9 protein-coding genes and 2 pseudogenes are annotated in these 12846 nt (G+C 69.0%); 7 read left to right on the top strand and 4 right to left on the bottom strand.

The genetic code is table 11. The annotated features are described in order from the left end of the window. Window positions 1–42: 42 nt before the first annotated feature. A complete protein-coding gene (locus tag ACWEN3_RS27390) occupies window positions 43–327 on the bottom strand; it encodes a hypothetical protein (protein ID WP_452976050.1) in 285 nt (94 codons plus the stop codon). Window positions 328–657: 330 nt separating this feature from the next. Further along, window positions 658–2517, bottom strand: a complete 1860-nt coding sequence (locus ACWEN3_RS27385) for an ArnT family glycosyltransferase (RefSeq protein WP_452976049.1) — start codon at window positions 2515–2517, stop codon at window positions 658–660. Between the two features lie 1225 nt (window positions 2518–3742). Here ACWEN3_RS27385 and ACWEN3_RS27380 point away from each other — a divergent pair. The 3 genes from ACWEN3_RS27380 to ACWEN3_RS27370 all read left to right on the top strand — a co-directional run bounded on the left by ACWEN3_RS27380 (window position 3743) and on the right by ACWEN3_RS27370 (window position 6829). Beyond that, window positions 3743–4327 (top strand): class I SAM-dependent methyltransferase, encoded by a 585-nt coding sequence (locus ACWEN3_RS27380; protein ID WP_452976047.1) that lies wholly within the window; start codon window positions 3743–3745, stop codon window positions 4325–4327. Window positions 4328–4334: 7 nt separating this feature from the next. Beyond that, window positions 4335–5522: a bifunctional class I SAM-dependent methyltransferase/NUDIX hydrolase gene (locus tag ACWEN3_RS27375; RefSeq protein ID WP_452976045.1), complete on the top strand. Its 1188-nt coding sequence runs from the start codon at window positions 4335–4337 to the stop codon at window positions 5520–5522. Between the two features lie 231 nt (window positions 5523–5753). Continuing rightward, a protein-coding gene (locus tag ACWEN3_RS27370) for an IS630 family transposase (protein WP_452976043.1) occupies window positions 5754–6829 on the top strand; the annotation gives its coding sequence in 2 pieces (ribosomal slippage) (window positions 5754–6252 and window positions 6252–6829; 1077 coding nt in all). A gap of 10 nt (window positions 6830–6839) precedes the next feature. On the opposite strand, the gene ACWEN3_RS27365 is transcribed toward ACWEN3_RS27370, so the two are convergent. Both ACWEN3_RS27365 and ACWEN3_RS27360 read right to left on the bottom strand, forming a co-directional pair. Continuing rightward, the gene (locus tag ACWEN3_RS27365) at window positions 6840–7406 is read right to left on the bottom strand and encodes a dihydrofolate reductase family protein (protein ID WP_452976041.1); all 567 of its coding nucleotides are present in this window, start codon (window positions 7404–7406) and stop codon (window positions 6840–6842) included. Between the two features lie 294 nt (window positions 7407–7700). After that, window positions 7701–9392 carry an ISAzo13 family transposase gene (locus ACWEN3_RS27360; protein ID WP_452976039.1) on the bottom strand — a complete coding sequence of 564 codons (1692 nt, stop codon included), beginning with the start codon at window positions 9390–9392 and terminating at the stop codon, window positions 7701–7703. Window positions 9393–9647: 255 nt separating this feature from the next. On the opposite strand from ACWEN3_RS27360, the gene ACWEN3_RS27355 reads away from it, so the two are divergent. The 4 genes and pseudogenes from ACWEN3_RS27355 to ACWEN3_RS27340 form a co-directional block, all read left to right on the top strand. Next, entirely contained in the window at window positions 9648–9935 is a 288-nt protein-coding gene (locus ACWEN3_RS27355) for a hypothetical protein (RefSeq protein WP_452976038.1), read from the top strand. Window positions 9936–10538: 603 nt separating this feature from the next. Then, window positions 10539–11615 carry a protein kinase family protein gene (locus ACWEN3_RS27350; protein WP_452976036.1) on the top strand — a complete coding sequence of 359 codons (1077 nt, stop codon included), beginning with the start codon at window positions 10539–10541 and terminating at the stop codon, window positions 11613–11615. Between the two features lie 338 nt (window positions 11616–11953). Next, window positions 11954–12625: pseudogene (locus ACWEN3_RS27345) on the top strand (type III effector protein); the annotation flags it as partial. A gap of 15 nt (window positions 12626–12640) precedes the next feature. Further along, window positions 12641–12846 (top strand): annotated as a pseudogene (locus ACWEN3_RS27340) (carbonic anhydrase); the annotation flags it as partial.

Here is a 12846-nt window from a genome sequence, read left to right as displayed (position 1 = left end):
ATCCCGGCGGCCACGTCCGCCGCCGAGTGGTCGCCCTCCAGCTCACCGGCCGGCACCACGTGCACCAGGCCGCCGTAGTCCAGCTCCACCAGCGATCGCGAACAGCCGGTGCTGCTGCGGCGGCGCGGTGGCCATCGCCGTCACGCCCCAGGCCGCCATGCCCACGCTCGCGCCGGCCGGCGTGTCCCGGGTCAGGGGCAGTGTCACCAGGACGACGGCGAGACCGGCGACCGACGCCACCAGGACCGGCGTCGGCCCCCAGCGGTCGGTGGCCCGCCCGCCGAGCATGGTGCCGCACACCGCGAACACGCACCTTCCGCGTTCCACCCGGAACCGATCCACAGGTCTTGAGCATTGCTCGCATAGGGGCGCGGTCCAGGCGGACCCAGCGCGCGGTCGGACAGCCCCGTTGAGCCTGGGCGTTTCGACGGACGGTTCGCCGGTAGGGGGACGGCGCTCGTGCGACTGCCCCGGACCACTGCACCCAAGGGCGGAAAGCGAGTGCTTTTCTTCACCATCGGCCACCGCTGTGTCATGGCCATACGGCTACGGCCGTCCGCCGGCAGACGCCTCTTCCAGCCGGCGACCGGCATGGTCAGGCGCCGGTCCACGGAGCACGGGCGACCCGTGATCGCGGAGTGGGACAAGGCGCATTAGTCACCGGCGATGAGACACCTTCACGTGCTGCGGCCCGGACCCCCCTCGTGCCCCGGGGCCGCAGTCGTACAGCGCCTCCGCGTGGTCGCCGGAGCCGTAGGCCGCCGGGGGCACGACCGTGCAGTGGTCGACGGTCCAGCGCGTGATCACGGCAGTGGGCGTGGCCGCGTGGCGCAGGCTCCTGTTCGCCTCGGCGCGCTTCAGGACGACGTAGCGCAGCCGGCCGGTGTCGATCAGCTTGCGGAAGCCATCGGACGTCGGATACGGGACCCGGCCGGTGAAGCCGCCCACGGGCAGCACGTGCGCGTCGGCGGAGATGATGTAGGGCGCGGCCTCCCACCAGCCGGGCACTGCGGCCAGGTACTCGGCGCCGCCTTGGTGCGCGGTCAGGTAGGCGAGCAGGTGTTTTCGGGTCGGGCCGAGCTTCGCGAGCGGGTTGCCCACCCGGTGGTTGGTGGGGCCCACGCGGCCCAGCGAGCCGGGCTGGTTGTAGCGCAGGGACAGCGCCGACGCCGACCAGGCGGCGGGTATGAGCAGGACCGCGGCGAGGCCGGCGGCCAGGCCAGCCGTGACGAGGCGCGGCCGTCGGCGGATGCAGGACAGCACCAGGGCGACCGGGCCGAGGGCTGCGGCGGTGGGGGCGGACCAGGGGGAGAAGTCCGGGTACCACAGCGTCAGGGTCACGCACCAGGCGAGGTTCACAGCGATCACGCCGGGCAGCACCCAGGCCCGTCGGCCGCCCTTGCGGCACGCACGCCAGGCCCGCACGGTCCCGGCGCCGCCCATCGCGGCCAGCGCCACGGCGACGACACCCATGTAGTAGGTGTGTCCGGTCACGCTGCCGAAGCTGAACACCAGGAAGAACGTGACCAGCCATGACCCCCACAGCACATAGCCCGCCAGCACCCGGTCCGTACGGGGCGCACGCCGCCGCCACAGCGCCCATGCGCCGCCCGCGACCCCGAGCGCGGCCAGTGGGTACAGCCATCCGGTCTGTGTGGCGATCCCGGGGCTGAACATCTTCCAGACGCTGTCGCCCATGCCGGGCCCGGTGCCGGCCGTCCGCAGGCTCTCGTTGGGGGCGACGCTGCCGGCGGCGGCCGCGTCGAGACCGTGAAAGCGGGTCAGGAAGTTGTAGCCGACGACCAGACCGTACGCCGAGTTGTCCGTGGTGCCGTCGAGGTAGGGGCGGTCGGACGCCGGGGTCAGCGTGGCCACCACCATCCATGACACCGACACGGAGAACGCCACCGCGCCGGCCAGCGCGACGTGCACGAGCCGACGGCGCAGGGCCGTGGGCGCGGCGACGAGGTAGGTGACGGCGAGCGCGGGCAGCACCGCCCAGGCCTCCAGCATTTTGCACTGGAAGGCCACGCCCACCCACACGCCCGCGAGCAGCAGCCAGCGTCCCCGGCCCCGCTCGGTCGCCCGCTGGGTGGCAACGGCGGCCATAAGCAGCAGCAGGACGAAGGGCGAGTCCTCCGTGACGGACCGCCCAAGGCCGACGAACACGGGAGTGAGGGTCAAAAAGCCCGCCGCCAGCAGACCGGCCGGCACGCCCGCCCAGCGGCGTACCAGACCGTGGAGCAGGACCACGCAGGCCATGCCTTCGATCGCCTGCGGCAGCACCAGCGCCCATGGATGGAAGCCGAAGACCAGCGCCGACAGGGCCTGCGGCCACAGGTAGCCGGGCAGCTTGTCGATCGTGATCGTGTTGCCCGGGTCGAAGGATCCGTAGAAGAAGGCCACCGGATTGTCGGTCATGCTGCGCACGCCGGCCGCGTAGAATCCGTGGAACGAGCTGTGGTCCAGGCCCCACAGGGTGAGCACGGCGGCGACCGCTACGATGCCCAGCAGCACCGGGAGCTCGTACGTCGGCCGCGGCGCACCCGTGGGGGGCGCGGGTGGCGCCGACCCGCCGCTGCGGGGCCGGGGCAGCACGGCGGAGATAGCGCGCACCGGCGCGGGCTCGGCGCCTCGCTCTTGGGTCGGCTCGCTGTGGGGGGTGAGCATGAACGGCCTTTCAGGATTCCCGAAAACTCAATCCGGACGGAGTAGGCAATCCGGATCTTGGGGAGTATCCGTCGGTCGACATGCACGGAATCTGAACGGGGACTTAACCGCGTATAGGTCTCACCGCCCTCTCACCCAAATGGGAAGTAGTCGGAAATACAGGTAAGAGGCGGATCCGAAGGTCGGCGTTCGGGCCGCTCCGTGTCAGCCGGCCATCGGATTGCGGTGCGCTTGCACCCGGCCAGAGTGACGCGACAAGTCCAGTAAGAATGGGTTGAACAACGGTCCGGTCCTCGCGTCCCTGTGGATGTCGCAACTTCGCTGCGTGGCGGGAGGCTGACCGGTGAGGATCAAATACGGGACCGCACCGCGCCCGAACATGTCCAGGTCGGCCGGATCGACGTACGGCTGCTCGGTCCCGGGAGCGAGACAGAGGCGGGCCGCGTCCTCGATCAGAGCGGCATCCAGCGCCGAACCGCCTATGGAGCGGAAGAAGGTGGCGTTGCTTCAGAAGGCGCCGCGGTGGCGCGGCCAATCGCGGTGAGCTGCTTACGGGACAGGGGCAACCCGGTCGAGATCGAGCACGGTCACCCGCCGTCGGCACCCCCGTCGTCGGCCTAGCCGGAGGCCTACGCCAGGGCCTCGCCGAGGGCTGCGCACCTGCCTCCGAACGCGCAGAGGGTGCGCGGCTCCCACAGTTGGGCGCGTAGTCGCTCGGCGGCCTGGTGACCGTCCCCACATACCACCCCACCGATCCGGCGTCGGACCGGGCCACGGCCGTCAGCGTCAGCACTGGGCCGAACCGCCGATGTGGCAAGCCCTCTGCCATCCGCGGTTCCAGGGCGGATGCGGGCCGTCAGATCCACGGTGATCGCCGGCTCCTGTCCGCTCGCTGTCGCGATCGCCGGTGTTCTGGTTGCCCAGCTGCTCGACGTGCGTACCGCCCCTCGCGCTCGGTGCGCTCCTCCAGGCATCCTTGTCCTGCTTCTGCTGCCGCGCTCCGTCCGAAGCCTCCGCCAATGCCCACCGGGATCACGGCCTCGGCTGTCCCGGCCGCTCGCGAAGGAGCCGAATGACGACCGCCCCTGCCACCGCCGACTACTGGGAGCCGCTCTGGGCCGGCGGACGCCGGTACCGGGAAGTCAGCAGCGCCGAGGCCACGCTTCTGGCGGATCATGTCGGACCCGGCCGTGGACACCCGGCCCTCGACATCGGCACCGGCGACGGCGCCCTCGCCCACCACCTCCACGAGCTCGGTTACCGCACCACCGGCATCGACTTCTCCCCCAGCGCCATCGCCGCAGCAGCCCAGAAAACCCGGAGCCACCAGCACGGCGAAGGGCCGACCTGGCATCTGATGGACTTCGCCGCCGACGACCTCGGCGCCCTGCCGGACCGCGCGTACGCGGTCGTCACCTGCCGCCTGGTCTATCGGTGGATGGACGACAAGCCGGCCTTCCTCGACCGCGTCCGGAAGGTCCTGGCACCGGGCGGGACCTTCTGGGTCGTCACCGAACTCGCCGGTCGCCGCGAGGACGGCGACCCCTGCAAGCAACTCGGGATCAACGTCGCCGAGGCCGAGACGCTCACCGCGGGCTGGTCCGTCGTACGCACCGCCGATCTCGACGTGCTGCGCTGCTACGCACTCCGCCGCTGAACCCGACATGGGAGAGAACACGTTGGACCTGGAACGACACACACGCCTCGCCTGGGACGCCTACGGAACACACCACCTACGGCGCGGTACACCCCTGCCGGAAGTGGACCGGATCACCTGGGGCCCCGCGGCGAACGGACCGGGGGACGGCATCCTCGGGGATCTCAAGGGCCTGCGCGTCCTGGACCTCGGCTGCGGCACCGCCCGGCACGCCGCACACCTGGCCCGCACCTACGGCGCACACGTGGACGCCGTCGACGCCTCCCCCAGCCAGATCGAACGGGCCCGCACCCGCTACCCCGACGTGCCAGGACTGCGGCTGGTCAACGCAGACGCCGTCGAGCACCTGGGCACGGCAGCGCCGTACGACGTGATCTACTCCCTGAGCGCCTTCCACTTCCTCGACCCCCACCGGCTCCTGCCCGCCCTGGCGACCGCCGTAAAGCCCGGGGGGCGGCTGTACTTCACCGTGCTGCACACCAACTCCGCCGGCGACGGCCCCACCTCTACCGTCACCCCACGCCCGGAGATCCTGCGCCCGGCCGGCGGCGACGACCTCACCGTGCACATGTGGGTGCTGACACCCGAAGTGTGGGAAGACCTGCTCGTGCAGTACGGGCTCCGCGTGCAGGGCGTCACCGTCCTCGACGCGCCGCAGGAAAGCAACCACGCCTCCTACCGGCTCTTCCAGACCCACCGACCGGACCGGATCACCGCACGCCCCCGCACCGCGAAGCCACCCGTCGCCGGCGCCGCAGTAGGCGTCGGCGCCGTGCTGCTCGGGCCCCAAGGCCTGCTCCTGGGCCGACACCGGCTGGGCACACGAGAGCTGCCCGGCGGGACCGTGGAGCCGGGCGAGTCACTGCAGGAGGCAGTCGTACGCGAACTCGCCGAGGAGACCGGCCTGTACGCCGACCCCGCCGACGTCCGTCTCCTGGGCATGCTCCTCGACCGGGCCGGCGACGTCGTCCGCATCACCTTCGGCGCACTCGTCACCCGCTGGCGCGGGGAGCCGGCCGACCAGCCCGACGAGAGCGTCGGCGACTGGCGCTGGTGGCCCATGGACGCCCTGCCCCCGGACCTGTTCGAGTGCAGCGCCCAGATCCTCACCGCCTGGCGCCCCGACCTCCCGATCGACCACGCACCCGCCCGCTTCACCCTCATCGGCGACCCGGACACGCCCACCACTATGTGAAACCGCCCTACATACGGGCGGGGCAATATTCCAATCGCCAAACATGAAGGACCGATCCGTGACCACTCCCCGCCACGCCACGGCACGCCCGGGGACACGGAAAACCCGTCATGGGGCTACCGCAGGGTGCACGGCGAACTCGCCGCCCTACGGTTACTGACTTCGGCTCGTTAGGGTGATTCTTCTCGAAGTCCCTGATGAGCCGGGAGTGTTGTCTGTATCCCGGGATGTATGAGGTATGCGGATGGGGGCGGGTTGACCCCTGCGGGGCGTTGCCGCCGGGAGACGGTTCGGATGCAGGCGGCCGAGCTGTTCGAGCAGAACATCAAGCCGCCGGACGTGGCACGGCGCCTGCGGGTAAGCCTGAAGTCGGCCTACCAGTGGCAGCAGCTGTGGCGGGACGGTGGTGTGCGGGCTCTGGCCTCTCGTGGCCCGAGCGGGTCGCGATGCCGTCTGTCCCCGCAGTGCCTGGAAAAGTTGGCCGCATACCTTGATGCAGGGCCGGCCGCGCATGGCTGGGTGGAGGACCAGGTGTGGACCGCGGCGAGGGTGGCCACGCTGATCGGCAGGAAGTTCCACGTCTCCTACAGCGTCTCGGGAGCCACCCGGCTGATGCACCGGCTCGGCTTCACGCAGGTGCCGGCCCGGCGGGTGGCAGAGCGCGACGAGCAGGCCGTCACTGTCTGGAAGGAGGCGACCTGGGCGGAGGTAAAAGAGCCCGGGCGGCCTGCGGAGGCTACCTCTGCTTCGAGGACGAGGCGGGCTTCACGCGAACGCCGCCCAGGGGACGGACCTGGGGCCAGCGCGGCCGCACCCCGGTCGTGACCATCAGCGGACGACGTTCGGGACGGCTGTCGGTGGCCGGGCTGATCGCGATGCGGCCCGGCTCGCGCACCCGGTTGTGCCACCGCCTGCGCACACACCCCGCGGGCAAGGGCAAGCGCCGCAGTATGGGCGAGCGCGACTTCATCGCGCTGATCGACGGAACCCATCACCTCGTCAAGGCACCGATCGTGCTGGTCTGGGACCGGCTCAACACTCATGTCTCCCATGCCATGCGTGAGTTGATCGCCGAGCGTGACTGGCTGACGGTGTTCCTGCTGCCCGCGTACTCGCCGGACCTGAACCCCGTCGAGTGGGTCTGGGCCCATGTGAAGCGCAGACTGGCCAACCTCGCTGTGGTCTCCCTCGACCGGCTCGAGACCCTGGTCCGCAACCGGCTAAAACGCCTCCAGTACCGGCCCCACACCCTCGACGGCTTCATAGCCGGCACGGGCCTGACCCTCGGCAATCCAACATCACCTTGACGAGCCGAAGTCAGTAACGCGCCACGCGGTAGCGGAGGTAGACGACACTTGAGCTGAAGGTGCGCGTCTCGATGAGTTCGAGATCCACCCGGCGCTCGTGCTGGGGGAAGAACGGAATGCCACCGCCGACCAGCACCGGGTAGACCCTGGCCCGGTACTCGTCGATCAGGCCCAACGCGGCCGCCTCGGCGGCGAGAGCCGCGCCGCCGATCGCGATGTCACCCTCTCCCGGCTCTGCTCGCAACCGCTCGATCTCCTCCGCCAGGCCGCCGGAGGCCAGGCGGGCATTGCCCTGTACCTCCGACAACGTGGTGGAGAACACCACCTTGGGGAGCGGCTTCCAGATCGCGGCAAACTCGCGCGTTGAGAAGTCGAGCGATGGATTCTGGTCGACGGTCTCCCAGTACAGCATCGTCTCGTACAGCCGTCGTCCCAGCAGGTGGACACCGACCTCTCGCACCTCGTCGGTGGCGAAGCGAAAGACCTCCTCGTCGGGCGCCGTCCAGTCGAAGCCGCCGTCCGGCCCGACGATGTAGCCGTCAAGTGAAACGCCCATCGAATAGGTCACGCTGCGCATCAGAAGTCCTCCTCGGTGACGGGTTCGACAGTACGACCGCCGAACGCCGCAGGACTCATCGCGGCTCGCGGGATTCCTGGGCCGAGTCACCTCATGAGATCATTTCGTTGAGAAAACTCATTGAGCCCTTTCCAACAACCTGCCGCCGGGCTGGGCAGTTGTCATGAGCGCCTGACTTGGCGGGTGCGCGCTCGAGGCGTCGAGCAGTGTCTTGAGCTGCTGATGACGAGACAGCCGAGGTGTCCCTGAGACGCTCGACCCCTCGGCTTGGCGCGGCTAAGGGCGTGCAGATCTTTAACTCGTCTTTTTGACCTTGGTTTGAGTGGGGTGGGAAGCGAGGAATGTCGCGACGTCGGCTGGTGTCCGGAGGCGGGCGGTGGAGGCGTTGATGTAGCGGCCGTGTGCTTCCAGGAGTGGGCAGACTTCCTGTTTTGCGCGGCTGATGGTTGGAGCGGTGACACCGAAGAGTTGGCCGAGGAGGTCCATGGTGGCGAGTTTGCGCAGGTGGAGCACGGTGACCAGGATCCGCTCGGTTGGGGTGAGCTTGGCTTTGGCGCCTGTACCGGGGGCTACCAGGCGCTCGTGACCGCGACGCGTGCGCAACACTCGCTCGCGTTGCACCTCCAGCGCAGGAGTCAGTGCGTCGATGAGCTCGCGGAGCTGTTGGCGGGTCATGCCGGTCAGTTCAGGGTCCTGCAGTGAATGCTGCGTGAGGCGATGCGGCTTGCTCGCCGGCATCTGGTCTGACGTGCTCTTGGGTGCTGTCGCGTCCATCGGATGCTGGGGGTGGAGGGTGTAGTTCCAGTCGCCGTGGAAGCGGTGGCGGGTGATCGGTAGGGCGGCGATCTCGTCGTCGCTGACCTGGATGCCGGTGGGGTAGCGACGGGTGTCGAGTTCGGCGTGCACTGTCAGGCCGGTCGTGGTGGTGGTCGCGGCGATGCTCTCGACGATGACTTCGTGGCTGGTCAGAGGCCTTCCACGCCAGTTCATGGTGATGTGGGAGAACAGCCGGTGCTCGATTCGGTTCCACTTCGACGTCCCCGGAGGCAGGTGGCAGACGGTGATCGCCAGGCCGGCCTCCGCGGCGAACTGGGCGAGTTCAGTCTTCCAGGTGCGGGTGCGATACCCGTTGGAGCCGCCCGCGTCGGCGGTAATGAGCAGCCGGTCGGCCGTGGGATAGGCGGCCCGCCCGGCGCCGTTCCACCAGCGGCGGATGGATTCGACGGCGAACGCGGCGGTGTCGTGGTCGGTGCCCACATTGACCCAGCCGGTGTTCGCGGCGACGTCGTAGATGCCGTAGGGCACCGCTCGGCCCAGCTCGCGGTCGGGGAAGTCGTGGGTGTCGACCCGCACCGGCTCGCCTTTCGGCTCCCATTCACGGCCGTGGTTCTTGAAGGGGCCGACCAGTTCCTTCTTCTTGGTGTCCACACTGATCACCGGAGCTCCGCTGTCCTGGTGGACGCGGGCCTGCTCGTTGAGGTAGTGGAACTGTGCGTCGCGGTCCGGGTGTTGCTTGCCTTCCAGGGTCTTGGCGTTGCTCTGCAGGCTGAAGCCTGCCTCACGCAGGAGGTCGCCCACCGTATCCGCGGAGATCTTGTGGCCCTGGCGGGTCAGCTGCTCGGCGAGCTTCCGGGTGGATTTGGTCGTCCACCGCAGCGGCGACATTGGATCTCCCCGGACGTCTGGCTCGACCAGCATGAGGAGTGCCTCCCGAACGGCTGGGTTCAAGTCGACGACGCGTTTGCGGCCACCCCCAGGCCGGCGGATACGTCCCAACGGTGCCTGGCCGGAGGCGAGTTCCCGCACTCCGACAGACACAGTGGCCTCACGGACACCGGCGGCAAGTGCGACCGCCTTGATCCCGCCGTGCCCGAGAGACTGGGCTTCCGCCCCTATCAACAAGCGACGCTGTCGCTCGTCGAGGTGCGGCAGAATCGACCTGAACTTGGCTGTCAGCACGGCCCGTTGCTCTTCCAAACCGCTCATGCCAGACCAACGAACCACCCAGCGGAAAGCCACGAGTTAAAGATCTGCACGCCCTTAGGGCGCGTATTGAGTCGTGATCACCAGAGCGGTGACAACCCGCTTCGACAGCGCAGATACTTCTTCCTCGGCACCGTCACAGCCGCTGTGACCGAAGCAGGGGAGGCGAGGACAGCGGGAACGTCTGGCCCGGTGAACCTTTCGTGCCGGGTCCACGTCTTCCTGTGCGACCGTCACCTCATGCCGGGAGAACAGACCGTGGACGACAAGGACGTTGAGCGGACCGATGAGCGGGGTTACGTCGCGGGGCCCTGGTGGGCGGAGCTTGGGACGTGGGGGGCTGTCGCGCTGATCGTCTTCGGGGGTATCGCGGCAGCATGGGTCTTCCTCCGGCTGCCTGGCACCCCGGAGGAGCCGGCGTCCGGCTACTACGGGGCCGCTAAGGTCGTCGCCATCGGCCTGGTGACTGTGGGATGCACCTTGATGGGCCGCCGTCGTGCTCGGGCTGCAGCCATCGAGAAGGCGAACGAACGAGAACGCGTCTGAAGCCACCGGCCGGTGAGCAACGTCGGGGCGGCCCCCCGGCTCTGTGACCGCGTGAAGCCCGAAGAGAGGCACCTGACCAGTGTTCAGGTCGCCGCGTAGTCGGTGGGGCCGGGCAGGGTGGCGCCACCGACCGTTTGCGTTCCCTGCGACATCCACGGCGACCTCCAGCACCAGCGCGTGCCGGACCAGGGCCACGTCCAGGAGGCGCTGAGTGCCCCATTCGGCGGATCCTCTGTCGAGTTCAGCGTATCGGCGCGATCCTCCAGTCACAGGGCAACGAGTGCTGCCGGCATAGGGGTGAGCACCTTTAGTGCGGCACAGTTCGGCCAGTGACCTTGCCAGGGATGGTCAAGAAGCTGACGGATCGGGGCTTGAACCGCCCCCTTGACCTTCTCCTTCTGGCTCCGGCCGAGCGGGCAGACGGACCATGACCGGCTACCCCTTTGGCGCGGCGCCCAGGCCGGGAGCGATCACCTAGCGCCGGAAAACGGTCTTCCAGATGAGTCATGCCTGATCAGCGCTACTTGTGAACACCCCCCAGGTGGTGCACCGATGAAGTGTGATCAGTGACAGGTGTCGGTCACCCGGCTAGGGTCACGCCTCATGCCGCTCCCCATAACGTCGCGCAGCTCGCGCCTAGCCACTCACCGTGCCGCGTCGACGTCGCTGGCCCTCTGCAGTGACCGCAGGCTGCGCGAGCTCGTGGACCGGGCCGCGCCCCTGGGCGCCGGCATCGGTGGGACATCGGCGCTACTGGAGATCGCCGGAACCCCTGTCTTCGTGAAGCAGGTACCCCTCACCGAGCTGGAGCTTCAGCCGGACTTCGCCCGGTCCACCGCGAACATGTTCGGGCTGCCGGTCTTCTGTCACTACGGGTTCGGGGGACCGGGTTTTGGGGCCTGGCGGGAGCTGGCCGTGCAGACCATGACGACGAACTGGGTGCTCGCCGGCGAGTACGAGGGCTTCCCGCTGATGTACCACTGGCGGGTGTTGTCAAGCCCCACGCGGACGCTGCCCGAGGAACTGGCCGACGTGGAGCGCGTTGTGGCCTACTGGGGTGGCGGGCCGGAGGTGCGCCGGCGCCTCGAAACCTTGCAGCGCTCATCGGCCAGTCTCGTGCTCTTCCTGGAATACTTTCCTCAGAACCTGCACGAGTGGCTGGGTGCTCAGGTCGCTGCCGGCGGCGAAGTGGCCGAACGGGCTTGCACGATGGCGGAAAGGGAGCTGGCGGCCGGCACCTCGTTCATGAACGCGCATGGGCTTTTGCACTTCGATGCCCACTTCGAGAACATCCTCACCGACGGCCGTCACCTCTTCTTCGCGGACTACGGCCTGACCATCTCCTCGCACTTCGAGCTCACCCGAGACGAAGCCGACTTCTTCGATGAGCACCGCACCTACGACGCCTGCTACGTCGTCACGCACCTGGTGCGCTGGCTGGCCACCGCACTGTACGGCTACGACGCAGAAGGCCGCAGCGCATTCGTCCGCGCGTGTGCCCAGGGAGAGATCCCCGCCGATGTGCCGGCGCGCATCGCATCGATCCTCCGCCGCCACGCGCCGATCGCCGTGGTGATCGGCGACTTCCATCGCGAGCTCCAGCAGGACAGCCGCACGATCCCCTACCCGCTGGATGCGATCCGCCGGATCGCGCAACTGGACGGAGCGTCCATCGGCTGAGCTTGGCTTTTCCTCGGCGGGCTTGATGTTCCTTGATCTGAGTCGGCGAGTTTGACCGTCTTGCCGACGTCGTGAAGCTCGGCCCTACGCTTGTTCTTCGAGCCGGGAGGCCGTCCGGGGCAGTAGCCGCTTCGCAGGCCGAGGACCTCGCCGGGCCGCATGCCTGTCAGATAGGCGATGACGATGAAGCAGGCGGTGGCCAAGTGGCGCAGCAGCGTGGCGGCCTCGTTGAAGTCGATCGTCTCGCGCCAGGGACGGTCGTCGATCCGGCCGGTGAGCGTACGTGGTGGCCTTCGACACCCCGGGCTGCACAGTCGGCATCGTCGAGCGCCGACGGACCTGGCCCGGCGTCGTCCCTCGCCGCGGCAGCAGCCCTTCACGCCATGGACGACGGCCTGCGATCGGCCCGGCAGGAGGTACCCGCGGAGACGGACGACGTCGCCCCGGAGCAGGCCCTGGCCTCTCTTCTGCTGCTGCGGCAGGTCGTCGCCGCGTGGGAAACCGGCTTGATCGAAACCGCCCGCCAGGCGGGTGCAAGCTGGGCGGACCTCGCCCACCCCCTCGGTGGTGCCAGCCGTCAGGCCGCCGAACGCCGCTACCTGCGCGGCCGCCCCGGCCCCGCAGGAACCACCGACGAACAACGCGTCCAGGCCACCCGCGAATGCCGCGCCGCCGAACGCACCACCGCCACCTGGGCCCGCCGTAACGCAGCCGGCCTACGCCGTATCGCCGGCCAGATCACCTGACTCACCGACCTGCCCAACGCGGCCCGCAACCCGCTCAGCCGGATCGACGAAGCCCTCGCCCACGACGACCCCGCCCTCGTCCATCCCCTAATGGCGACCGGCCCTCACCTGACCGCCGCTCACCCCGACCTCGCCGCACAACTCGACGCCCTTACACCCCCTGGGGCGACTGTCCGGCCCGAAGCCAACCTCCCCGGCACTGCCGGTGACGAGAAACAGCGAGCGCCGAGAAGCCCACCAGGAAGCGCTACGGCCGGGGCGTGACCGTAGGCTGCGGCTATGACAGAGATCAAGCCCCCGACTCCCACCGAAGCCCTCGACCTGCTGTTGGCCGGTAACCAGCGCTTCGTCGCCGGCTCCCCTGAGCACCCGAACCAGGACGCCACCCGACGCGCCGAGATCGCACCGTCCCAGCAGCCCTTCGCCGTGATGTTCGGGTGCTCCGACTCCCGGCTGGCCGCCGAGATCATTTTCGACCGTGGCTT

The sequence above is a fragment of the Streptomyces sp. NPDC004561 genome (assembly GCF_053602155.1).
The sequence above is the reverse complement of the archived record's forward strand: the minus strand, read 5'-3'. Positions and strand labels throughout refer to the sequence as shown.